Here is a 25,078-nt window from a genome sequence, read left to right on the forward strand (position 1 = left end):
TGATCTTCTTAATATTCTCAAACTGGATGGCAGTCATACACCAGCTCCATAAGGGGATTCAGTATAAAATCCTGCTTACATGCATGGCATGAATTAATTTCGCCACATCCAGTCGATATTTTCATGCCCTGCCACTCCCGAGCACCCTCTTGGATATCCGTTCCCTGCGCTATTTCGTGGAAACCGTGCGCCTCTCGAGCTTTACGCAGGCTGCCGAATCGCTGCACCTGACCCAGTCCACCATCAGCAAGATGGTGCGCCAGCTGGAAGACGAGGTGGGCGCGCAGCTGCTCGTGCGCGACGGGCGCAAGCTGACCCTGACGGACACGGGCCGCATCGTCTACCAGCACGGCCAGGAAATGCTGGCCAATATGCGCCAGCTGACCCTGGAAGTGCGCGACACCCAGGCCTTGCAGCGCGGCAGCCTGACGGTGGGCATCCCGCCCATGATCAATGTGCTGTTTACGCCCGTATTGAAGGCGTTCCGCGCGCGCCACCCGAACATCAGCCTGACCCTGCAGGAAGACACGGGCCAGCAGATCGAGCGCAAGGTGGCGGCCGGCGAACTGGAAATCGGCATGACGGTGCTGCCGGCCGATCCGGAACTCGACCTGGTGGCCGTGGCAGTGGCCAGCTACCCGATCTGGGCCCTGGCCGAACCGGGCACGTTCCAGAAAGAACGCACGACACTCCCGTTCAAGGCGCTGGCCGACTTGCCGCTGGTGCTGCTGAAAGATGATTTCGCCCTCACGCGCAGCCTGCGCCAGCATTTCACGCAAGCGGGCTTCACGCCGATGATCGCGGCGCAGAGCGGCCAGTGGGACTGGCTGGTGGCGATGGCGTCGGCGGGCCTGGGCGTGGCCCTGCTGCCCGAGCCGTTCATCAGGCGCCTGGCCGGCGAACCGCTGGATGCGGTGCGCATCGTCGAGCCGGAAGTGGCGTGGCAGGTGGCGCACATCTGGAGCGGACGCTATCTGTCGCACGCGGCGCGCGCCTGGCTCGAAGTCTGCCAGGACGTGCTGGGCACGCAGTTCGCCCACTAACCAAAAAAAAGGGTGGCCGCAGCCCCCCTTTTTATTTACCGCACGGCACCGCGCTTATTTGGCGGCGTCGTCCTTGTACATGCTGGCGTACTTCCAGCCGAAGTACAGAATGAAGGTGTAGCACAGGGCCGGCACGAGGAAGGACAGTTGCAGGTTGATGTGGTCGGCCAGGAAGCCCTGGATGAACGGCACGATGGCGCCGCCGACGATGGCCATGCACAGGATGCCGGAACCTTGCCCCGTTTGCGCGCCCAGCTTGTTCAGGGCCATGCTGAAGATGGTCGGGAACATGACGGAGTTGAACAGGCCCACGGCGATCAATGCCCACATGGCCGTGTGACCGCTGGAGAATACGGCAACGAGGATCAGCGCGATGACGACGGCAGCGTTGAAGGCCAGGGTCTTGCCCGGGCTGACATAGCGCATCACGGCAAAGCCGACGAAGCGGCCCAGCATGGCGCCACCCCAGTAGTAGCTGACGAAATAGGCGGCGTCGGCGTGGCTGAGGCCCGCGATATGGCTCTCGCCCAGGAAGTTGATCAGGAAGCTGCCGATGCTCACTTCACCGCCCACATACAGGAAGATGGCCAGCGCGCCCAGCACCAGGTGGCGGTGCGACCAGATCGAGACCTTGTTGCCGTCCTGCGCCAGGGCCGCCGCATCGTCCGCATGCGAAATCTTCGGCAATTTTGCCAGCGCAAACAGCACGGCCAGGATCACCAGGGTCGCGGCCAGCACCAGGTAGGGGCCTTGCACGGAAGCGGCTTCCTTGGCGCGGTAGGCCAGTTGCTCGGCCGCCGGCAGCAGGTCGAACTGCTGTACCGTCAGCACGGTGCCCGACAGGATCAGCATGCCGCCCAGCGCAGGCGCCACGGTGGTGCCCAGCGCATTGAACGCTTGCGTCAGGGTCAATCGGCTCGACGCCGTCTGCGGGTCGCCCAGTTCCGTCACATACGGATTGGCCGCCACCTGCAGCACGGTAATGCCGGCCGCCAGGATGAAGAAGGACAAGAGGAACAGCGCATAGCTGCCCGTGGACGCGGGATAGAACATGGCGCAGCCGGCGGCCGCGATCAGCAGGCCCGCGACGACGCCGCGCTGGTAGCCGATTTTCTTGATCAGCATGCCGGCCGGCAGCGAGACGATGGCGTAGGCGCCAAAGAAGCAGAACTGCACCAGCATCGCCTGGACATAGGTCAAGGTGTAGATCGAGCGCAGATGGGGAATCAGCACATCATTGAGCGAGGTCAGCAGCCCCCACATGAAAAACAGGACCGTGACAATGATCAGGGCGCCTGTATTGTTTTGCGTGCCGGCCCGTGCGGACGGTACGCCCTGGCCTTGCTTTACGTATTCCATACCTTCTCCATTTTTCAATTCCAAGTTGATCTTGCCAGGCATGGAAGCGATTCCACCCGGGCAGCACCAGGCGCGCAAGATGCACGCAGATATCAGCGTGGGCCATGACTGCCATCAACGATACGGGGGGCAGGCATGGCACATTTTGCGCGCGGCAGGCACACGGCCGACCGTTTCTCGTCAGAACGATGTCTTGCGGGCGCGGCACGTCTGCGGGCTGCGTCTGAAAACAACATCCAGGATAAAACAGTCTTGTAGTAAAACTACGATACTGCGCCGGCATTATGCCTTAAAGCCCCGTATTGCGCAGCTTTCCCGCCTGTTATTTCAAAATTGAATAGCTGACATTTGAAATCAAAAGTAGCCTTATAACTTGGAATCGCTATACTTATATTGCAGTGCAGCACAACGCGGCACACCACACAAGGAGTCTTCCATGTCTACCGCATTTAGCTATCACACCACGCAAAACAACAACATCGTCGCTACCCTGGTCCACGCCGCCAAGCGCGTCGGCGCCTGGCTGAACCAAAGCAGCGACCGCCGCGAACGCGCCTATGAAGAAGCGTACCTGGCCGAATCGACCGACCGCTACGACCTGGAATACCGCATGCGCGAACTGGCCCGCGCCAACCCGCAGCCAAGCTGGATGAGCGGCCTGAGCCGTTAATAGCACCGCAGTACCCAGCCCCGCATTGCAGCCCCTCATCGGCTGTTGCAGCATCGATAGCACCATCCTGCTCGCCTTGCGCTTGAGCACAGGATGGGCTATACAGACGGGATGCAAACACCCATTACCATCCTCGCCATCGCCGGCAGCCTGCGCGCCGCCTCGCTGAACACGGCCCTGCTGCACGCCATTGCCGGGCTTGCCCCCGCGCCATTCGATATCCGCATCTATCAGGGACTCGGTGACTTACCGCTATTCAATCCCGACCTCGACGCCGACAGCCTGCCGTCCGTGACGGGCCTGCGCGACGCCATCCTGGCAGCCGACGTGCTGATGCTGGCCAGTCCCGAATACGCGCATGGCGTGAGCGGCCCCATGAAGAACGCGCTGGACTGGATGGTGGGAAATGAGTCATTCATCGACAAGCCGCTGGTGCTGCTGAACGCCTCGCCGCGCGCCACGCATGCGCAGGCGGCCCTGCGCGAAACGGTGCGCACCATGTCGGCGCGCCTGATCGACGAGGCCTGCATCAGTCTGCCTCTACTGGGCTCGGGACTCGATGCGGACGGCATCGCCGCGGACCCGGCATTGCGCCGGGCCATCCTCGCCATGTTGCAGTGCATCAGGTTATTTTCATGACCCTTTGCACGTTTCACTAGCATTTCATCTAGTTTTACTACGTACTTCTACGCAAGGACCTCAGTGCGGGATCATGCCCGTAAACACGTACGCCTGCAGCATGGTGATGATGCCGATGATGACGGCAAACAGCAGGCTGTGCTTCAGGGTGAAGCGGAACAGGTCCGATTCCTTGCCCACCAGGCCAGTCGCCGCACAGGCGACGGCGATCGACTGGGGCGAGATCATCTTCGCCGTCACGCCGCCCGTCGTGTTGGCCGCTACCAGCAGGGTGTCGGACACGCCGATCTGGTGCGCCGTCGTGTTTTGCAGGGAGCAGAACAAGGCGTTCGAGGACGTGTCGGAGCCCGTCAGGAAAACGCCCAGCCAGCCCAGGAACGGCGAAAAGAACGGGAAGGCGGCGCCGCTGCCGGCCAGCAGCAGGGCCAGGGTGGACGACATGCCCGAGTAGTTGGCAACGAAGGCAAACGCCAGCACCAGGCCGATCGACAGCACGGGACGGCGCAATTCCACCAGGGTTTCCACGAACGCCTTCCAGCCGTCGCGCGGCTGCATGCGCAGCATCAGCATCGACAACACAGCCGTCAGCAGGATCGCCGTGCCCACGGCCGACAGCAAGTCCAATTTGAACACGGCCTCGTACGCCTTCGGCGCCGCCACGATGGGCACGGTCTTGATCACCAGCTGGTCCAGGTAAGGCACATGGATCTTGATGACGAGGCCGGACAGGGCGCCGCCGGCCGCAAACAGGGCCTTGAAGCCGGGCAGGCTCCACACGGTGACGATGGCCGTCAGCAGGCCGAACGGCGCCCAGGCGCGCATGGTCTGCGCCATCGTGTACGGCGAGGCGGCGCGGTTGCCGCCGCCGCGCACGCCCGCCTGGCCGCCGCCAAAGCCGGACAATGCGGCCGTGCCGCCGCCGACGGCGTGGGCCACTTTCGCATTCTTCGGCTGCCACACTTTCAGGAACAAGGTCAGCGACACGAGGCTGACGAGGGCCGACGTGATGTCCGGCAGTTCAGGGCCGATATGGTTGGAAGTGAAGTACTGGGTCACGGCAAAGCTGAAGCCCGTCACCAGCGCGGCCGGCCACACTTCGCGCACGCCGCGCACGCCATCCATCATGAAGACCAGCCAGAACGGCACCAGCAGCGACAGCAGCGGCAGCTGGCGGCCCGCCATGGCGCCGATGAGGAAAGGGTCGATGCCCGTCACCTGCCCCGCCACGATGATGGGGATACCCATGGCGCCAAACGCCACGGGCGCCGTGTTGGCGATCAGGCACAGGCCCGCCGCATACAGCGGATTGAAGCCCAGGCCCACCAGCAAGGCCGAGGTGATGGCCACGGGCGCGCCGAAGCCGGCCGCCCCTTCCAGGAAGGCGCCGAAGGCAAAGCCGATCAGCAGCACCTGCAGGCGCTGGTCGTCCGTGACCGACAGCACGGAGGCGCGGATGATGTCGATCTGCCCCGTCTTGACGACGATCTTGTACAGGAAGACGGCCGTGACGATGATCCATGCGATCGGCCACAAACCATAGGCAAAACCATAGCCGGCCGCCGCCAGCGCCTGCGGCACGGGCATGCCGTACGCGAAAATCGCCACGGCCAGCGCCAGCGCCAGGGTGACGGCGGCCGCCACGTGGCCCTTGATGCGCAATGCCGCCAGGGCGATGAAGAAGAAAATGATGGGTATGGCTGCCGCCAGCGACGACAGCCACAAGCTGCCGAGCGGTGTGTAAAGTTGGGTCCAGGTGTGCATGTCGGGTCTCCTCCGGTGGATGCGGGTTGAGTGAAAAAACGGCTTTTGATGTAATTGTGTGTAGCGTGTTTTTTGCGAAGTGGCGGGGCCTGGCTATTCCGCCTGCCCCCGTGCATCGAGCAGGTCGGCCAGGCTGCGCGGCGCCGGCGTCAACGGCTTGCGGTGCTGCGTCCAGCCCAGCTGCGCGCGCGGCGTCAGCATCCGCAGGCGCGTGGCGGCCCAGCGGAACAGGCGATAACTGATTGGGCGCGCAAAGGCGCCGCTCCAGAAGCGCCAGACCAGGCTCTCGCCGCGGCTGAACTTGGCCCCCTGGCCGCGCAGCGGATGGGCCACCTGCTCTGCCGGATTGCGGTTCGCTTCCGTGCGCAGGCGCACCAGCAGCTGCGGGATCGGGATGCGCACGGGGCACACCTCGCCGCAAGCACCGCACAGGCTGGACGCCGTCGCCAGGTCGGCCGTCGCATCGAGCCCCAGAAGATGGGGCGAGATGATCTTGCCGATCGGCCCCGGATACGTGGTGCCGTAGGCGTGACCGCCGATGCGCGTGTAGACGGGGCAGTGGTTCATGCAGGCGCCGCAGCGTATGCACTGCAGGGTGGCGCGCAGCTGCTCGTCCGCGTAGGCCTGGCTGCGGCCGTTATCGAGCAGCACCAGGTGCACTTCGCGCGGCCCGTCCTTTTCACCGGCGCGGCGCGGGCCGGAAATCAGGTTGAAATACGTGGTGATGGCCTGCCCCGTCGCCGACCGCGTGAGCAAACTGGCCAGCGGGACGATATGTTCGAGCTTGGCCGCCACTTTTTCCATGCCCATGATGGCGATATGGATCTCCGGCACAGACGTCGTCAGCCGGCCATTACCCTCGTTTTCCACCAGCCACAGGGTGCCCGTGTCGGCCGCCGCGAAGTTCACGCCCGACAGGCCGATGTCCGCCTCGACGAAGGCCTGGCGCAGGGCGCGCCGGCCCGTCTGGATCAGGCTGTCGACGTCTTCCGTGTACGGCGCATCGGGAATGTGCTCGGCGAACAGGCCGGCGATATCGGCCTTGGTCTTGTGTATGGCCGGCATGACGATGTGCGACGGCTTTTCGCCGGCCAGCTGCACGATGTATTCGCCCATGTCCGATTCCAGGCAGGTCATGCCGCGCGCTTCCAGGTAGTGATTGAGCTCGATTTCCTCGCTGGCCATCGACTTGCCCTTGATGAAGCGCGAAGCCCCATTGCGCTGCGCGATGGCGTGGATGATGGCGTTGGCCTGCTCGCCATCCTCGGCCCAGTGCACCTGCACGCCGGCCGCCGTCAGCCTGTCTTCCAGCTGCACCAGCAGATCAGGCAGGCGCGCCAGCGCATGCTGGCGCACTGCTTCGCCGATGTCGCGCAAGCGTTCCAGCTCGTCGCCGTCGGGGAACTGGGCGCTGCGCTTGTCCTGCAAAAAATCCATGGCGCCGCGAAAGCTCTGGCGCAGCTTCGGGTCGTCCAGCGCGGCGCGCGCGCGCGCGTGGAAGTCCGCCGGCTTGACGAACTGCATGGGCTTGGCGTTCATGGCTGGCCTCCTTCCTGGGCTGGCAAGTCATCGACGATCAGCACCCACAGCCAGCGGGGGCCGTGCGCGCCATACGCGAGGGTTTGCTGGATATCGGAGGTTTTCGAGGGGCCCGACACCAGCACCAGGTTGGACGGCATGCCGTCCGCCCAGCGCTCGGCGCACGCCGCCGCGTGCAAGTCCACGTGCAGGGTGCTCGCATATACGAGGCAGATATGCAGGGGCGGCGCCAAGGACACCGTGCGCGGCGCGGCCGCGTCGGGCGCGATGACGAGGGTGCCGCTGGCGGCGATGCCGGAACGGGCCACAGTGAAACCCGCGTCGACGGTGTCGAACAACTCACCCTTCCACTGCCCCAGCGGACGCTCGAACGACAGCGCCTCGACGCTTTCCGGCAAGGCGGCCCGCAAGGCCTGCCCTTCGGCGCTGCCGGTATCGAGCAGCAGGCGGCGCACGCCGTGCGCGCCGAGGCGCTGCGCCAGCAGGGCCGGCCAGCCGTCCGTGCTGACACCATCGACCTGCGCATGCGCGGCGCGCAAGGCTGCCTGCATGGCGGCTATCCTGTCCCGCGCCGGCAGCGGCGCGGCAGCGCGGCGCGCCTGATAGTGGCTGTCGATGGCGGCATCGATGGCCTCCACCGCCGCGGGCGCGGAGGGCTTTGCTGCGCGCAGGCGTCCCAGCATGCGTTCGCGGGCTGTCAGGGCGGCGCTCATGCTTCGCCTCCCGTGCGGCGCCACAAAAAGCTGGCCAGGTGCTCGACGGGCAGCGGCGCGCCCTGGTGCTGCGCGGCGTGGCCGATATTGAGCAGGCAGCCGCAGTCGGCCGAGACGAGCCGGTCGCAGCCCGTGGCGCAGGCTGAGGCGATCTTGTCGCTGACCATGGCGCCGGAAATGTCCGGATGTTTCAGCGAAAACGTGCCGCCGAAGCCGCAGCATTCCGATTCGCGCTGGTGCTCGATGCGCGTCACGCCGGGCAAGGCGTCGAGCAGGGCCACGCCGTGGGTGCGCGTGCCCATCTCGCGGCGCGCGCCGCACGAGGTATGCAGCACCACGCTTTCATCGGCCTGCCCCGGGTCGGCCAGGGCCAGGCCCGCCAGGTCGAGCTGCAGCACGCAGAAGAGAAATTCGCTCAGTTCATACACGCGCTCGGCCAGCTCCCGCGCCTGGGGACCGGCCACGGGGTCGTCCTGGAACAGCTGCGGCCAGTGGTGGCGCATCATGCCGGCACAGGAGCCGGACGGCACGATCACGGGCCAGGGCTGGGCGAACAGGTCCAGCTGGGCGCGGGCCACGGCGCGCGCCTGTTCCGGGTTGCCGCTGCTGTAGGCAGGCTGGCCGCAGCAGCTCTGGCCCCGCGGATAGTGCACCAGCAAGCCTTCCCGTTCCAGCAGGCGCACCGCGTCGAGTCCCGCCTGCGGCACGAACAGGTCGACCAGGCAGGTGGCGAACAGATACACCTGGAGCGGCGCGGGCGGATAGCGGCGTGGAATGTGGCGTGGCTGGCGCGGGTCTGGCTGCGGGTCTGGGTGCGGATCTGGCTGCGGATCTGGCTGCATGAGTGTGTCTCCCCGGCGCTCTGTACGTTGCTGCGGCGCCGCTGTGTGTTGTTAAGAATGAGCGGTTCACGCATAATTCCAGCTTCCGCGAGCCGCTTCAAATTGCTCGGACCACTTTAAAACAACACCGGAAGACAGCAATGGCGACAGGCATGCAAACGCGGGGCAGGGTCGAAACGGTGATGCGCCGGCTGGAAACAGCCTTGCTGGACGGCAGCTTGCCGGCAGGCGCGCAGCTGCCGGCCGAGCGCCTGCTGGCGCAGCAATATGGGGTCTCGCGCAATACCGTGCGCGAAGCGGTGCAGCGGCTGGCGGCGCGGGGCCTCGTGCGCAGCCGGCGCGGCGCCGGCGTGTTCGTGACGGATCAGTTGCGTACAGGCATGGCCTCGCCGTGGAGCCAGCTGGTGGCCGACCACCCTGCCCTGCGCGACGACATCCTGGAATTTCGCCGCGTGCTGGAAGGGGCGACGGCCTACTTTGCCGCGCAGCGGGCCAGCACGGGCGAGCGCGCGCAGATCATGGCGCTGCTGGCCGAGCTGGAACAGGCGCGTGCGGACGACGACAAGCACGGCGAGGCGCAGGCCGATGCGCGGCTGCATGAAGTCATCGCGCAAGCGTCGCACAACACCATGTTCCTGCACCTGCACACCAGCATCATCGGCATGCTGCGCGAACACATCACCATCAATGGCACGGGTTTGCGGCAGCAGGACGACGCCACCTCGCTGCAGTTGCTGTCGCAGCACCGCACCCTGTGCGAGGCCATCTGCGCCAGCCAGCCCGAAGAAGCGCGCACGGCCATGCAAAGCCATATCGATTTCGTGCGCACGCGCGTCACCAGCGACGACGATTGAAGCGACTGGTAGGACCAGTTCCATGGCCACGGCGGCGCAAAAAACTGCTACCATCGCGCGCCGCCACTTCTGCCAGCCTCACATGACCGTCCTTAGCCACACGCATCCGCTCGTGCTCCAGCTGGAAAACGACTTGCTGCCCCTGTTCCGCGCCGCGCTGCCGCCCCTTGCGCTTGCTGCGCCACAGGCGCTCGCCTCCGTCTTCGCCTTTTCCAGCGGCACGGCCAGCGCTTTCCAGGATTATCACTTCGGCATTTCCTGCCTGCTCGAGGACGTGCCCGAGGATGCGCCGGAAGAAGTCGCCCTGCTGGTCAGCGTCACAGGGCTCGCCGCCAGCGCGCAGCTGAGCGCACAGGTCGTCTGGGGCCAGCCCTCGGGCGCCGTGGAAGCGCAGGCCCAGTTGGCGGATGCCACCCTGCCTGCCCTGCACGCGGTCCTGCCCGGCTTGCTGTCCGCCTTGCGCCTGGCAGCCAGCCGCGGCGCGCCGCCAATTGTGACAACAGCATGAAAAAGTGCCGCTAAACAACAACTTACGATTTCCGCATCGCAACATTATTGACTTGCACTAGCCCTAGCCCCTATCCTTTCGGTTACGTTTGGTGAGAATGTGTGCATGTTCATGCGAACGTGCAGACGGCGTCGCCTTGCTTCCGCAAAAGTCCATTCCGCATTTTTATCGCAACCATCAGGGCAACGTGCCTGGACGGCCGCTGCCAGCAAATACGGAGCCGACTGCCATGCCATCGAACCTGAATTTCCCCGCAATATCCTTGCTGGGCTGCATCTTCCTGCTGCCCGCCATGCCCGCGCAGGCCCAGGCCACAGACTATCCTGCCGCCACCTTCAGCGCCAACGCCAGCCTCGCCTCGCAATACATTTCGCGGGGCTTTCGCCAGACCTGGGGCAAGCCCGCGCTGCAGGCGGGCGCCGACTATGCGCACCCGAGCGGCTGGTCGCTGGGCACCTGGGCTTCCACCGTCAGCGACCGCTACATCCAGGACGCCACCGTCGAATGGGATGTCTACGGCGGCTACGGCGGCACGGTGGGCGAGCTGGGCTACAGCGTTCTGGCCTACTATTACAAATACCCGGGCGCCGTCTACCGCGCCACGGGCGTCAAGTACGACTACGGCGAACTGTCGCTGGGTCTCAGCTACAAGATGCTGTACGCTAAATACAACCATACCGTCACGCGCGATTTTTTCGGCATCAGCAATGCGCGCGGCACGGGCTACCTGGACGTGGGCGCAAATGTCGACCTGGGCAATGCCTGGACCTTGAACCTGCACGCCGGCAATGGCCGGGTGGCGGGCAGCGGCAATGCCATCTGGAACTGGCGCGACGCCAAGGTGGGCGTCACGCGGGCCTTCGACGGCGGCTGGAGCCTGAGCGGCGCCGTCACGCGCGCCTGGGGCGCCACCGACGCCTACGACCATTACACGCTGGGCATCCCGAATGCGGCCGGCCAGTTCGACACCTCGAACCCTGCCGCGGCCACCTTCGTGCTGGCCGTCAGCAAGACTTTCTAGGCGCGCTACCCGCGACGCCCATGACACCGATATCCCTCCCCATCAAGGAACAGCATCATGCAACTATCACTGAACAGTAAAATCTGCGTCGCCGCCACCGCGCTCGCCGTCCTCAGCCTGGGCGTCACGGCGGCCGTGATCGGCTACAAGAGCAGCGCCAGCGCCGAAGCGGCCGCGCTGGACCTGGCGCGCACCTCGGCGCGCGAAGTGGCGGGCGCCCTGCAGGCGCGCATCGCCAGCAACCTGTCCAGCGTGTCCAGCCTGGCCGGCGCCATGCGCGGCACCAAAAGCGCGAACTTGCCCATGCAGCGCGAACAAATCAACGAACTGACCAAGGCTACCCTGACCAGCTCGGAAGACTTGCTGGGCTCGGCCGTGACGTGGGAACCGAACGCGCTCGACGGCAAGGATGCGGAATTCGCCAACCAGAAGCCGAACTACGACGCCACCGGCCGCTTCATGCCCTACTGGACGCGGGGCGCCGGCGGCAAGCTGCAAGTCGAACCCATCGTCTTCGATCCGAAAGCAGGCGCCAACGACTGGTATGACGTACCCAAGCGCACGGGCAAGACTTACTTTACGGAACCGTATATCTACCCCGTCGACGGCAAGAATGTGCTGATGGCCTCGCTGGTCGCGCCCATCATGATCGACGGCAGCTTCAAGGGCACGGCCAGCGCCGACTTCATGCTCACGCGCCTGACGAAAATCCTGGCCGACCTGAAAGTGATCGAGGGCGGCAAGCTGGCCCTGATCTCGAACGGCGGCCTGTACGCCAGCCACCCCGTGCCCGAGCGCCTGGGCAAGAAGGCGGACGACGTGCCGGCCGCCGGCCTGGAAAAAGTGCGCCAGGGCCAGCCGTATGAATACGAGGACGACAAGGGCTACATCCACTTGCTGCAGCCGCTGCAGATCCACCCCGATATCGCGCCGTGGAGCGTGGAACTGAACTTCCCGAAAAGCGTGGCCACCGCCTCGGCGCGCGACCTGATGACCTACACCCTGATCGTCGCCCTGCTGTGCGCGGCGGCCACGGCCGGCATCCTGATCCTTGTCGTCAATCAGCTGACGCGTCCTTTGCGCACCCTGGGCCGCACCATGACGGACTTGTCCAGCGGCGACGCCGACCTGCGCGTCAAGCTGGAAGTCAAGGGCACCGACGAGCTGGCCGTGATCGGCAAGGGTTTCAACGACTTCGTGGAAAAAATCCACGCCGTGCTGCTGCAGGTGCAAGCCAGTGCCGACAACGTGGCGCGGGCCAGCGCGGAAATTGCGCAAGGCAATAACGACCTGTCGGCCCGCACGGAACAGCAAGCCAGTTCGCTGGAAGAAACGGCCGCCTCGGTGGAAGAACTGACGGGCACGGTCAAGGAAAACGCCGACCATGCGCGCCAGGCCAACCAGCTGGCCGCGTCCGCCTCAAGCGTGGCGCAGAAGAGCGGCGAAGTGGTCGGCAAGGTCATCGAGACCATGACCTCGATCAACGACTCGTCGAACAAGATCGTCGACATCATCAGCGTCATCGACGGCATCGCCTTCCAAACGAATATCCTGGCCCTGAACGCAGCCGTGGAAGCGGCGCGCGCGGGCGAACAGGGCCGCGGCTTCGCCGTCGTCGCCACGGAAGTGCGCAACCTGGCGCAGCGCTCGGCCGCCGCCGCCAAGGAAATCAAGCTGCTGATCGACGATTCCGTGGGCAAGGTAGCGGCCGGCAGCAAACTTGTCGATGAAGCGGGCGCCACCATGGAACAGGTGGTCGACAGCGTGCGCAAGGTCACCGCCATCATGGCCGACATCAGCGTCGCCACCACCGAACAAAGCGACGGCATCGCCCAGGTCAACCAGGCCCTGGCGCAGATGGATGGCGTGACGCAGCAGAATGCGGCCCTCGTCGAGGAAGCGGCAGCCGCCGCCGAAAGCCTGCAAGACCAGGCCAGCCACCTGGCGGACGTGGTCAGCGTGTTCAAGCTGGGCGAGCAGGCGCGCCAGGCGGCGCCGGCAGCAGCCGTGGCAACGCCGCGCGCCGCGACGCCCAAGACACCCGTGCCAGCCAAGCGCCTGAGCGTCGCCAAGCCCCCAGCGGCACAGCACGCGCCTGCGAAGGCGCCGGCTGGCGACGACTGGGAAGAGTTTTAAGCCGGCCCTCTGTGGCCGTGGCCGGCGCCCTTGTCAGGCGCCGGCACGCGCTTCACCTGATCCATTCGCACGACAATAACGTTCCTGACAAGCGCCCATCTCAATACATGCCCGCGTATCTTTATGCGGGGCACCCCGCCTGTTTTTCTTCTGCGCCATGCGATGATATTCATCGCTGTCCCGTCCCATTCGGACGGGATAATTATCCACAGCTCCGGCCATAAAATATCCGATGGCCAGGCTCAATACAGGCATTGCAGCCAATTACAGATTTCAGAATAATAAAACAGGCATGCCCTTTATAATATCGCGCGCATACGGATAGGAATGACGCATGAAAAAGGGATGGGCTGTATTAATGGTATCGGGCACAGTGGCATTGACTGGCTGCGCTGGTATCGGTCTACGACGAGGCCTTTAGCGCTCCCGATTGCAGTGGCCCGTGCAGTTCATGGAAACCACGATGAAAAATACGGTACTTCCGTGCTGGATATGCACGATATAAAACAATAACGGAGTCGAGAAGATAGCCATTGCGCCAGCATTCCGTCAGTCCCGCTCTCCATTTCAACGCATCTCAGCGACATGATCCAAATCAAGTCAGCGATAGATTCCGTGAGAATTACCAGCTATTAATAATCCTATAATCAATCCGCGCTTACGGCACGCACCGCTGCCGGATGAAAGGATTATGCATGAAAAAATTATTAGCGGTATTGGCCGGCTCGGCCGCGGCACTCCTGACCGGTTGCGGTGGCGGTGGCAGCGGTTCGACGCAGCAGATTGCCGGCGATTCCGGCAGCACCTCGGCGCTGGCCGCATATATCGGCACCTGGCAGTCGGCCTGCGACAATCACGACCGCCAATTGCTCGTCATCGCGTTCAAGAACGACGGCAGCGGTACACTGGAAATGACGCCGACGGGCGAAACCTACTTCAAGGCCGATTGCTCCGGCCCCGTGGTGGCGACGGACGGCATGAGCACCAGGATCACCGGCAAGCCGGACGGCACCGCCGACATGCTGATCAAGCTGTCGGACAATGCCGCGGCAACGAGCTTGCGCGTCGACAAGATCACCTCGTCGACCCCCGCCTATACATTCCAGAGGACCGGTCCCACCGTGAAATATGTGCTGAGAAGTAACGTGCAACAGTGGTGCGTCGAGGTGGACAATGGCGAATCGTGCATGTGGGACGAAGGCATGCAGGCGGCACAAAGCATCCCCGGCGGCCTGTCCCTGCGCGGCAATGAACTGTACACGGTGATGCTGGACAAGGGTGCGTATGTCCTGGACATGCACTACGTGAAAAAATAAGCAATGATCTGCCGCGGCGGCGCCATTGGCCCGCCGTGGCATGGACGCGTGGCCGTTGAGCAGTGCAGGTGTAGAATCGAACCTACATTGCAAAAACAAAAAGCTGTTCTGTTGAAAAACAGGAGCTTGCCATGCCGTCCAATACCTTCTCGCTGCCGTCCAATGCTGCATTGACTGCCCTGCTGCAGCCGCAGGACGGCGCTGTCCTCCCCATCGACGGCTTGCGGCGCCTGTGCGATGCCGGGCTGGACCAATTGCCCCTGCCCGGCCACGGCGCCACCCTGCTGCGCTGGCAAATGCTGGCCGCCATCGCCGCCATCGACCTTTCCCTGCTCAAGCTGTACGAAAGCCATACCGATGCGCTGGCCATCCTGGCGGAAATCGGCGACCCCGGCGTGCCGGCCGGCAGCAGCTGGGGCGTGTGGTGTGCGGAAATGCCGGGCGCGCGCGTCAAGCTGCAACAGACGGCCGACGGCCGCCATGTGCTCGACGGGCGCAAGGCCTCGTGTGCCGGGGCGCATGGCCTCAGCCATGCCTTGATCAGCTGCTGGAATGCAAAAGGCCAGGCATGCCTGGCCTGCGTGGCACTGGCGCAGCCCGGCGTGCACGTCACCAACGAAGGCTGGCAAGCCGTCGGCATGCAGGCCTGCGTCAGCGTCGACGTGACCTTTTCCCACGCGCGCGCCATTCCCGTGGGCGCGCCGGGCGCCTATCTGGCCCGTCCCGGCTACTGGCATGGCGCCGCCGGCATCGCGGCCGCGTGGTATGGCGCGGCCTGCGCCGTCGCCAGCCACCTGCATGCGCGCGCGCAGCACGCCGCTCCCGATCCCGTGCGCCTGGCGCAACTGGGCCAGATCGACTGTGCGCTGCGCGCCGCCTGCGCCCTGCTGCGCGAAGGCGCCGCCGAGATCGACGCCCAGCCGCAGCGCGATGCCATGGAACTGGCGCTGCGCCTGCGCCTGGCGGTGGAAGATGCCGCCACCCTGGTCCTGCACCTGGCGACACGGGCGCTGGGCGCCGGCCCCCTGTGCCGCGATGCGCGCTTCGCGCGCCTGGCAGCCGACCTGCCCGTGTTCCTGCGCCAGAGCCACGCGGAACGCGACCAAGCCGTGCTGGGCGGCATCGTCGCCGGCGCCGAAGAACACCCGTGGGCACTCTGACATAGTCCAAAAAAAATCGCCGGACCGGAAGTGATTCCGGTCCGGCGATCAGGGCTGGCCTGACTACGTGATTACTTCAGCGGCATGGCGATGCCGAACATCACCGACTGGGTACGCCCGCTATCCATATTCAGATTGCTGTTGTAGTCCACCGTGATGGTCATGCCGTTCGACAGCAGCAGCTTCACGCCCAGTCCCGCCGTCCAGTTGCCCGTCTCTTGCGGCAAGGTGCGGATCACGTACACGGGGCCGTCGGCCACCAGGTCGGCATATGCCAGGCGCGCATCATCGGCACCCTGGAACTGGTGGCGATACTCGAGGCGCGCACGGGGGAACCACGTGCCCAGGCCGCCCACGTACAAGCCCTCGGCCCGCACGCCTAGCGCGCCGATGCGCGAACGCACGGTTTGCTTGAAGTAGCTCAAGGCATTGATGCCCGTCGCCTTCTCCGTGTACGGATCGAGCTTGGCCGACATCAGTTCCACGCGGCCATATGGCGACCACATCCAGGTGTCATGGCGCATCTCGATACCGCCGACGACGGCGCCGAACACTTGTTTGCCGTCGCGCTCACCGGTGGCGAAACCGCTGCCGTCGGTCAGGTAGCGCGACGCGTCGTACTGCAAGGTGCCGTAACCGAGCACACCGTCGAGGAAGACGCCTTTGCTTGGGCGCAAGCTGCCATACACGGCCGCCACGGCACTGTCAGCCGTGCTGCGGCTGCCGTTCTGGCCCACATCGCTGCGGTCATGGCTGAAACCGGCACCCACGCCCAGGGTCGCCAGGTCGCTGATGCGGTAATCGCCACCGACGCTGATGCCGTTGGTGCGGAAGCGGAAGCCCGTATCGCGGCCATTCACATAGTGCTGGCCGAAATCCACCGCGCCACCGAGCCACAACGCCAGCGCTTGTTTCTGCGTGTCCGGCCTTTGCGGCATGTCCGGCAAGCCATTCGTGGCCTCGCTGACATCCACCTGTTGCCGTTCGCTGCTGAAACCGCTATCAGGCTGGCGCAAGGCCGTCTTGCGCATGAACGGTTTCACGGCCGTGCCGAACACGCGGTCCGCTTCCTGCTCCTGCCAGCGCGCCAGCGCTGCCGTCGGATTGCCGCTGTCGCCAGGCGACGTCAGGCTCAGGCCAAAGCTGGAACGTCCCCAGCCATCGCCATGCAGGCTTTCCAGGCGCTGCGTGAAGTTCGACAGCTGTGCGCTGGCGAAACGCCGCGCCGCGTCGGCTTGCGCTGCCTGCAGACCGATCACTTCCGGATCTGTCGACGGGTCGCGGCGCGCCGTCACGGTCACGTTGACCACGCCCGGTTTCGAGGTGGCAAAGGCATTGCTCAGGGTGTAGCTGACCACGGCGGCGCCGGCAAACTTGCCCGAGGCCGTAAAGCTCAGCTGGTACGACGGCTTGCCGGCCGTGCCCACGTCGCGCACCACGGCCTTGCCCGCGTTTTCCGGCGCCACGCTCAGTACATTGGCCGCCGTGAACGGACCGCCCGTGGCGCCTGCCGTCAGGTCGACCGTGACCGTCAGGCCGGCCACCACGGTGGCGCTCTGGCTGACCACCTGCGGCATCGGATTGACGCTGATGGTCGCTTTCACCGGTATCGAGGTGCCGAACACGTTCGACACGGTGTAGCCGATGCTGATGTCGCCGCTCGTGCTGACGCCAGGCGTGTAGACGATGTCCATGCCGCTGACCACCGCCGTGCCGCTGGCCGGCTGCGTGGTGATGGCCACCGCCGTGAACGGGCCGCCCGTGGCGCCTTCCGTCACGTGCAGGGTCACCGGCGTGCCAGCCAGTACCGTGGCCGTCTTGGCGACGGGCACGGGCACCGGCTGCGGCGCCACAGTCACGCTGATGGTGGCAGGCGCGGAGGTGCCGCCTGGTCCCGTCGCCGTGTAGCTGAAGCTGTCCGGACCGAAGTAATCGGCATTCGGCACATACGTCACTTTAAAACTCGCGCCGACGGCGCGTGCCATCCGTGCCGAGGCGCCCGTCGACACCACCGTGACGCGCCCATGCTGCGGCGGCGTGACGATGGTGACGTCGGTGATCGGACTGCCATCGGTGGACGCGATGGTCAGGCTCACTTCCTGGTTGGCCGAGGTGGTGGTGGTTTCATTGTTCACCGGTGGCGGCGCCTGGTTCACCTGCAAGGTCAGCGCCTGCTGCACCGTGAACTGGTGCGTATCCTTCGCTTGCAGGGTGAAGGCAAAGCTGCCCGCCACCGTCGGCGTGCCGCTGACGATGCCGGTGGCCCCATCGAGTACCAGGCCGCTCGGCAAGGTGCCGCTGCTGAGGGAATACGCATAGGGCGCAATACCGCCGGCAGCCGTGAATGGCTGGCTGTAGGCATCGCCGGCGCGGATCGCCGCCAGGCTGGCCGGCGTCAGGGTCAGGGTAGGAGCCGCTACCGCCAGCGTGTAGTTCTTGCTGGCGCTGAACGGCGCACCCACGCCCGTGCTGCTGTCGGTGACCTTGATGCTGAACGGGAAGCTGCCTGCCACATTCGTCGTGCCGGACAGCACGCCCGTCGCCGTATTCAGGCTCAGGCCCACGGGCAAGGTGCCCACCACGGCATAGCTGTAAGGCGCCGTTCCGCCCGTACCCGAGACGGTCGTGCTGTAAGCCGCTTCCGCCGTCGGATTGGGCAAGCTGGCCGGGTTCAGCGTGAGTACCGCCGAAGCGACGGACAGCGTGTAGCTCTTCGCCCCAGTGAATTGACGCGAATCCGTCACTTGCACTACCAGCGCAAAATCGCCGGCCGCCGTGGGCGTGCCGCTCAAGACGCCGCTGGCGTTCGAGCTCATGCCGGCAGGCAGGCTGCCCGTTATCGCGAACGTGTACGGGCCGACACCGCCGCTGGCCGTCAGTTGCTGGCTGTACGCGGTGGCAACGGTTGCCGCCGGCAAGGTTGCCGGGGTGACGCCGATGGCCGAGGTCACGGTCACGGTGTACGTTTGCGTCGCCTGGGCATTGACCCCGGCGACCGCGGCCTGCGTCGCGGTGATGGTGCTGGTGCCGGCGCTGACGGCAGTGATGACGCCGGTGCCGCTGACGGTCGCCACGCCCGTATTCGAGCTGGCATAGCTCAAGGCGCCATAGCTGCCGCCCGCCAGGCTCGATGTCGCTGCATTGCTGAAGTTATTGCCCAATGGAACAGATGCCGCGGTCGGTGTCGCAAACGTGATCACGCCGGTCGGAATATACGTAAATTGGTCCGCCGCACCGCTGGCGCTGGTGCCGCCAACCGTGGTCACCTTCACATCCACCACGCCCAGGCTGCCCGATGGACTCGTGGCCGTGATCTGCGTGGCGCCGTTGACGACAAAGCTGCCGGCATTGGCGCTGCCGAATCGCACTGCCGTGGCACCGCTAAAGCCGGTACCGGTGATGACCACGCTGGTGCCGCCGGCGATGGGGCCGGAGGCAGGTGCAATGCCGCTGACTGCCGGCGCCAACACGTAGGTGAACTGGTCCGACGCGCTGGCGGCGCTCGTGCCACCGATGGTGACGACGCGCACGTCTACCGTGCCGGCGCCAGCTGGAGCCGTGGCCGTGATCTGCGTGGCGCTGTTGACGGTGAAACTCGTCGCCGCCGTGCCGCCAAACGTCACTGCCGTCGCGCCGCCAAGGCCCGCGCCGGTGATAACGACACTGCTGCCGCCCGTCGTTGGACCGGAGGCCGGGGAAATACCGCTCACCACCGGCACGCCCACATAGCTAAACTGGTCGTTCGCGCTGGTGGCGCTGGTGCCGCCGATGGTGGTGATGCGCACGTCCACCGTGCCCGTGCCGGCTGGCGCCGTGGCCGTGATCTGCGTGGCACTGTTGACGGTAAAGCCCGTCGCCGCCGTGCTGCCGAACATCACCGCCGTCGCGCCGCCAAAGCCCGTGCCGCTGATGGTGACCGTGGCGCCGCCAGTAGCCGGACCGGAGGTGGGCGAAATACTGCTCACCACCGGTGCGCCCACATACGTGAACTGGTCGTTCGCGCTGGTGGCGCTGGTGCCACCGATGGTGGTGACACGCACGTCCACCGTGCCAGCACCGGCTGGCGCCGTCGCCGTGATCTGCGTGGCGCTGTTGATCGTGAAGCCCGTCGCTGCCGTGCCGCCGAACGTCACTGCCGTCGCGCCACTGAAATTCGTGCCGCTGATGGTGACCGTGCTGCCGCCGGTAGCCGGACCGGTAGTAGGCGAAATGCTGCTCACCGCCGGTGCAACTACATAGGTAAATTGGTCCGCCGCAACTGCGGCGCTGGTGCCGCCGGCCGTTGTCACGCGCACGTCCACCGTGCCGGCACCAGCTGGCGCCGTTGCCGTGATCTGCGTGGCGCTATTGACGGTAAAGCCCGCCGCTGCAGCGCCACCGAAGGTCACTGCCGTCGCGCCACTGAAATTCGTGCCGCTGATGGTGACCGTGCTGCCGCCAACAGTCGGACCGGCCGTGGGCGAAATGCTGCTCACCACCGGTATGCCCACATAAGTGAACTGGTCGTTCGCGCTGGTGGCGCTGGTGCCGCCGATGGTGGTGATGCGCACGTCCACCGTGCCCGTGCCGGCTGGCGCCGTCGCCGTGATCTGCGTGGCGCTGTTGACGTTAAAGGCCGTCGCCGCCGTGCCGCCGAAGGTCACCGCCGTCGCGCCACTGAAATTCGTGCCGCTGATGGTGACCGTGCTGCCGCCAGCAATCGGGCCGGACGTGGGCGAAATGCTGCTCACTACCGGTGCGCCCACATAGGTGAACTGGTCGTTCGCACTGGCGGCGCTGGTGCCGCCGATGGTCGTGACGCGCACATCCACCGTGCCCGTGCCGGCTGGCGCCGTCGCCGTGATCTGCGTGGCGCTGTTGAAGGTAAAGCCCGTCGCTGCCGTGCCGCCGAACGTCACCGCCGTCACGCCACTGAAATTCGTGCCGCTGATGGTGACCGTGGTGCCGCCGGTAGCCGGGCCCGAGGTGGGCGAAATACTGCTCACCACCGGTGCAGCTATATAGGTAAATTGATCCGCCGCACCGGTGGCGCTGGTGCCGCCGGCCGTTGTCACGCGCACATCCACCGTACCGGCACCAGGTGGTGCTGTTGCCGTGATCTGCGTGGCGCTGTTGACCGTAAAGCCGGAGGCGGCCGCGCCGCCGAACGTCACTGCCGTCGCGCCACTGAAATTCGTGCCGCTGATGGTGACCGTGGCGCCGCCAGCAGCCGGGCCCGATGTGGGCGAAATGCTGCTCACCACCGGTGCTGCCACGTACGTAAATTGGTCGGCCGCGCTGGTGGCGCTGGTGCCGCCGATGGTCGTGATGCGCACGTCCACCGTACCCGTGCCGGCTGGCGCCGTGGCCGTAATCTGCGTAGCGTTGTTGACCGTAAAGCCCGTCGCTGCCGTGCCGCCAAAGGTCACCGCCGTCGCGCCACTGAAATTCGTGCCGCTGATGGTGACCGTGGTGCCGCCGGCAGCCGGACCGGCCGTGGGCGAAATGCTGCTCACCACCGGTGCGCCCACATAGGTAAATTGATCCGCTGCACCAGTGGCGCTGGTGCCGCCCGACGTCGTCACGCGCACGTCCACCGTGCCCGTGCCGGCTGGCGCCGTCGCCGTGATCTGCGTGGCGCTGTTGAAGGTAAAGGCCGTCGCTGCCGTGCCGCCGAACGTCACCGCCATCAAGCCACTGAAATTCGTGCCGCTGATGGTGACCGTGGTGCCGCCGGTAGCCGGGCCCGAGGTGGGCGAAATACTGCTCACCACCGGTGCAGCTATATAGGTAAATTGATCCGCCGCACCGGTGGCGCTGGTGCCGCCGGCCGTTGTCACGCGCACATCCACCGTACCCACACCAGGTGGTGCTGTTGCCGTGATCTGCGTGGCGCTGTTAACCGTAAAGCCGGAGGCGGCCGCGCCACCGAACGTCACTGCCGTCGCGCCACTGAAATTCGTGCCGCTGATGGTGACGGTGCTGCCGCCAGCAGCCGGGCCCGATGTGGGCGAAATGCTGCTCACCACCGGTGCTGCCACGTACGTAAATTGATCGGCCGCGCTGGTGGCGCTGGTGCCGCCGATGGTGGTGATGCTCACGTCCACCGTACCGGAACCAGCCGGCGCCGTCGCCGTGATCTGCGTGGCGCTGTTGACCGTAAAGCCCGTCGCTGCCGTACCCCCGAAGGTCACCGCCGTCGCGCCACTGAAATTCGTGCCGCTGATGGTGACCGTGGCGCCGCCAGCAGCCGGACCAGCCGTGGGCGAAATGCTGCTCACCACCGGTACTGCCACATACGTAAATTGGTCCGCCGCGCTGGTGGCGCTGGTGCCGCCGACCGTCGTCACGCGCACGTCCACCGTGCCGGAACCGGCTGGCGCCGTGGCCGTGATCTGCGTGGCGCTGTTGACGGTAAAGCCGATGGCTGCCGTGCCACCGAACGTCACCGCCGTCGCGCCACTGAAATTCGTGCCGCTGACGGTCACCGTGCTGCCGCCGGCGATGGGGCCTGCCGTCGGCGACAAGCTCGTCACCGTCGGCACCGCCACGTAGGTAAATTGATCGGCCGCGCCAGTGGCGCTGGTGCCGCCGGCTGTCGTGACGCGCACGTCCACCGTGCCCGTACCGGCTGGTGCCGTTGCCGTGATCTGCGTGGCGCTATTGACCGTAAAGCCCGTCGCCGCCGTGGCGCCGAACCTCACCGCCGTCGCGCCACTGAAATTCGTGCCGCTGATGGTGACCGTGGTGCCGCCAGCAGCCGGGCCGGAGGTGGGCGAAATGCTGCTCACCACCGGTGCTGCCACGTACGTAAATTGGTCGGCCGCGCTGGTGGCGCTGGTGCCGCCGATGGTGGTGATGCGCACGTCCACCGTGCCCGCGCCGGCTGGCGCCGTCGCCGTGATCTGCGTGGCGCTGTTGACCGTAAAGCCCGTCGCTGCCGTGCCCCCGAAGGTCACCGCCGTCGCGCCACTGAAATTCGTGCCGCTGATGGTGACCGTGGTGCCGCCTGCAGCCGGGCCGGCCGCAGGCGAAATGCTGCTCACCACCGGTACTGCCACGTAGGTAAATTGGTCCGCCGCGCTGGTGGCGCTGGTGCCGCCGACCGTCGTCACGCGCACGTCCACCGTGCCGGAACCGGCTGGCGCCGTGGCCGTGATCTGCGTGGCGCTGTTGACGGTAAAGCCGATGGCTGCCGTGCCGCCGAAGGTCACCGCCGTCGCGCCGCTGAAATTCGTGCCGCTGACGGTCACCGTGCTGCCGCCGGCGATGGGGCCTGCCGTCGGCGACAGGCTCGTCACCGTCGGCACCGCCACGTAGGTAAATTGATCGGCCGCGCCAGTGGCGCTGGTGCCACCCGACGTGGTGACCGTCACGTCCACCGTGCCTGCAATGCCCGGGGGTGCCGTCGCCGTAATCTGCGTGGCGCTGTTGACCGTAAAGCCCGTCGCCGCCGTGGCGCCGAACCTCACCGCCGTCGCGCCACTGAAATTCGTGCCGCTGATGGTGACCGTGGTGCCGCCTGTAGCGGGGCCGGCCGTGGGCGAAATGCTGCTCACCACCGGTGCCGCCACATACGTAAATTGATCCGCCGCGCTGGTGGCGCTGGTGCCGCCGACCGTCGTGACGCGCACGTCCACCGTACCCGTGCCGGCAGGCGCCGTGGCCGTGATCTGCGTGGCGCTGTTGACGGTAAAGCCCGTCGCCGCTGTGGCGCCGAAGGTCACCGCCGTCGTGGTGGAAAAGTTCGTGCCACTGATGACGACCGTGGCGCCGCCGCCGGCCGGCCCCGCAGTGGGTGAAATGCTCGTCACTGTCGGTAACGCCACAAAGGTGTACTGATCGTTCGCGCTGGTGGCGCTGGTGCCGCCGGCCGTCGTGACGCGCACGTCCACCGTGCCCGTACCGGCTGGCGCCGTCGCCGTGATCTGCGTGGCGCTATTGACCGTAAAGCCCGTTGCCGCCGTGGCGCCGAAGGTCACCGCCGTCGCGCCGGTAAAGTTCGAGCCGTTGATGGTGACCGTGGTGCCGCCACCGCCTGGGCCCGCCGTCGGCGAAATGCTGGTGATCGCTGGTGCCGGAACATAGGTGAACTGGTTTGACGGATCGGCGGCGTTGGTGCCGCCTGGCGTAGTGACAAATACGTTCACGACACCAGTGCCGGCTGGCGACGTGGCGGTGATTGTCGTGGAATTGAGCACGGTAACACTGAGGCCATTGTTGCTGCCGAATTTGAGTGCCGTTGCGCCGGTAAAGCCGGTACCGGTAATGGTGACGGCGGTGCCGCCGCTGACCGGACCGAGCGCTGGCGACACACCCGTGATCGTCGGCGGCGGCTGGGCGTTGATCACCAGGGAATAGCTTCTGGACGTGTTGTATGGTCCGTTACCGCCCGTGCTGTCCGTCGATTTCATCACAAAGTTATAGGTGCCCAAGGCACCGGGCGTGCCCGAGAGCAAGCCGCTGCCCGACAGGGTGATGCCCGCCGGCAGGCTGCCCGACTCCACCACATACGTAAAGGGCCCGGTGCCATTGGCGGTCGACATCTGTTGGCTGTACGGCACCGACAACCCGCCGGCCGGCAGCACGGTGGGCGTGATGCTCAGCGTAGGCACGGCGATCGACACGGAGTAATTCTTGGTGACGGTCAGCGGCGTGCCTGAGGTCGAGTCGGTCACCTTGATGCCGAACACATAGGCGCCGGTCGCCGTCACGGTGCCGGAAATCACGCCGGTCGACGACACGGTGATGCCTGGTGGCAAAGCACCAGATACGAGCGCGTAGTTGTAAGGCGCGACACCGCCGGTCGACGACATCGCCTGGCTGTACGGCACGCCGATCACGGGCGCCGATATGCTGCCCGGCGACACGGTGAAGGCAGCCGCAGGCGGCTGGACGGTCACCGTAAAAGTCACCGCCTTGCTGTCTTCATCCCACAGGACAAAGCTGTCGGACAGTGCCCCGTCGCCATTATTGATGTAGGTCGCAATACCGGTACCGTTATTGACAAGACCGGTAATCGTGCCGTGCAAGGCCGTTGCGCCATTATCCGTCAGGCCAAATGAGCTACACAGCGACAAATCGACGACATAGGAACCGCCTGATGCGACGGTAAAACTCCGCTGATTGGGAATACATTTCGTGCTCGGATCGCCGTTGGCTGCCTGCGCCGGGCCTGCGCCAAGCGCCAGCATCAGCAGGCACAGCGTAACGCAGCCATGCAGGAAACGGCAAAACGCTGGCGCCAGGCCAACCCGGCGAGCCGCTGCCCGCCCTCGCGTTCCTGCGACAAAAGCAAGGAACAAAAAATGTGCCGGACGGGCGACGATATCGTTGCAAATACGCAACATGATTTCTCCAATACAGAGTTTTTTAGACAAAAAGAACCGTGGATTCAAGCTGCAAGCGGTCCCCATTCCGAGCTCTTCCAGAGGGCCAACAGATGTTGACGCTTGCCATACGACAACGTATGCTACCTCGAGATTTCAATAAAGTAACTATAACAAAAAGGGTTTTTCAAAAAACAATATTGATTGCA

At 65.4% G+C, this 25,078-nt stretch carries 15 protein-coding genes; 9 read left to right on the top strand and 6 right to left on the bottom strand.

The window, feature by feature from the left end; all coding sequences use genetic code 11:
• Positions 1-149: 149 nt before the first annotated feature.
• On the top strand, positions 150-1,043 hold the full coding sequence (locus GCN75_RS02135) for a LysR substrate-binding domain-containing protein (protein ID WP_152281138.1): 894 nt from the start codon (positions 150-152) through the stop codon (positions 1,041-1,043).
• Positions 1,044-1,097: 54 nt separating this feature from the next.
• On the opposite strand, the gene fucP is transcribed toward GCN75_RS02135, so the two are convergent.
• Complete coding sequence (fucP, locus tag GCN75_RS02140) at positions 1,098-2,402, bottom strand: L-fucose:H+ symporter permease (protein ID WP_152281139.1); 1,305 nt, start codon at positions 2,400-2,402, stop codon at positions 1,098-1,100.
• 436 nt (positions 2,403-2,838) lie between these two features.
• On the opposite strand from fucP, the gene GCN75_RS02145 reads away from it, so the two are divergent.
• Entirely contained in the window at positions 2,839-3,072 is a 234-nt protein-coding gene (locus GCN75_RS02145) for a DUF3563 family protein (RefSeq protein WP_152258524.1), read from the top strand.
• A gap of 111 nt (positions 3,073-3,183) precedes the next feature.
• On the top strand, positions 3,184-3,711 hold the full coding sequence (locus GCN75_RS02150; protein ID WP_193317349.1) for an NADPH-dependent FMN reductase: 528 nt from the start codon (positions 3,184-3,186) through the stop codon (positions 3,709-3,711).
• A gap of 60 nt (positions 3,712-3,771) precedes the next feature.
• Here the strand turns inward: GCN75_RS02150 and GCN75_RS02155 are convergent, their stop codons facing one another.
• The 4 genes from GCN75_RS02155 to GCN75_RS02170 all read right to left on the bottom strand — a co-directional run bounded on the left by GCN75_RS02155 (position 3,772) and on the right by GCN75_RS02170 (position 8,566).
• Positions 3,772-5,472 carry a lactate permease LctP family transporter gene (locus GCN75_RS02155; protein ID WP_152281140.1) on the bottom strand — a complete coding sequence of 567 codons (1,701 nt, stop codon included), beginning with the start codon at positions 5,470-5,472 and terminating at the stop codon, positions 3,772-3,774.
• Between the two features lie 93 nt (positions 5,473-5,565).
• Entirely contained in the window at positions 5,566-7,011 is a 1,446-nt protein-coding gene (locus tag GCN75_RS02160) for a LutB/LldF family L-lactate oxidation iron-sulfur protein (protein WP_152281141.1), read from the bottom strand.
• Positions 7,008-7,724: a LutC/YkgG family protein gene (locus tag GCN75_RS02165; RefSeq protein ID WP_152281142.1), complete on the bottom strand. Its 717-nt coding sequence runs from the start codon at positions 7,722-7,724 to the stop codon at positions 7,008-7,010. Before GCN75_RS02165 ends, GCN75_RS02160 begins: the two co-directional genes overlap by 4 nt.
• Positions 7,721-8,566: a (Fe-S)-binding protein gene (locus tag GCN75_RS02170; protein WP_152281143.1), complete on the bottom strand. Its 846-nt coding sequence runs from the start codon at positions 8,564-8,566 to the stop codon at positions 7,721-7,723. Before GCN75_RS02170 ends, GCN75_RS02165 begins: the two co-directional genes overlap by 4 nt.
• 140 nt (positions 8,567-8,706) lie before the next feature.
• On the opposite strand from GCN75_RS02170, the gene GCN75_RS02175 reads away from it, so the two are divergent.
• The 6 genes from GCN75_RS02175 to GCN75_RS02200 all read left to right on the top strand — a co-directional run bounded on the left by GCN75_RS02175 (position 8,707) and on the right by GCN75_RS02200 (position 15,561).
• Positions 8,707-9,420 carry a FadR/GntR family transcriptional regulator gene (locus GCN75_RS02175; RefSeq protein WP_152281144.1) on the top strand — a complete coding sequence of 238 codons (714 nt, stop codon included), beginning with the start codon at positions 8,707-8,709 and terminating at the stop codon, positions 9,418-9,420.
• A gap of 82 nt (positions 9,421-9,502) precedes the next feature.
• Positions 9,503-9,928, top strand: a complete 426-nt coding sequence (locus tag GCN75_RS02180) for a hypothetical protein (RefSeq protein WP_152281145.1) — start codon at positions 9,503-9,505, stop codon at positions 9,926-9,928.
• 229 nt (positions 9,929-10,157) lie between these two features.
• Entirely contained in the window at positions 10,158-10,949 is a 792-nt protein-coding gene (locus GCN75_RS02185; protein ID WP_193317350.1) for a TorF family putative porin, read from the top strand.
• A 57-nt stretch (positions 10,950-11,006) separates the two neighbouring features.
• Positions 11,007-13,085: a methyl-accepting chemotaxis protein gene (locus GCN75_RS02190; RefSeq protein ID WP_152281146.1), complete on the top strand. Its 2,079-nt coding sequence runs from the start codon at positions 11,007-11,009 to the stop codon at positions 13,083-13,085.
• Positions 13,086-13,780: 695 nt separating this feature from the next.
• Positions 13,781-14,401: a hypothetical protein gene (locus GCN75_RS02195; protein ID WP_152281147.1), complete on the top strand. Its 621-nt coding sequence runs from the start codon at positions 13,781-13,783 to the stop codon at positions 14,399-14,401.
• 131 nt (positions 14,402-14,532) lie between these two features.
• Positions 14,533-15,561, top strand: coding sequence for an acyl-CoA dehydrogenase family protein (locus GCN75_RS02200; RefSeq protein WP_226941015.1), 1,029 nt, complete (start codon positions 14,533-14,535; stop codon positions 15,559-15,561).
• Positions 15,562-15,632: 71 nt separating this feature from the next.
• On the opposite strand, the gene GCN75_RS29485 is transcribed toward GCN75_RS02200, so the two are convergent.
• A complete protein-coding gene (locus GCN75_RS29485) occupies positions 15,633-24,572 on the bottom strand; it encodes an IPT/TIG domain-containing protein (RefSeq protein WP_152281148.1) in 8,940 nt (2,979 codons plus the stop codon).
• Positions 24,573-25,078 lie beyond the last annotated feature (506 nt).

This window comes from Janthinobacterium violaceinigrum (assembly GCF_009208555.1).
GTDB classification, from domain to species: Bacteria; Pseudomonadota; Gammaproteobacteria; order Burkholderiales; family Burkholderiaceae_D; genus Janthinobacterium; species Janthinobacterium violaceinigrum.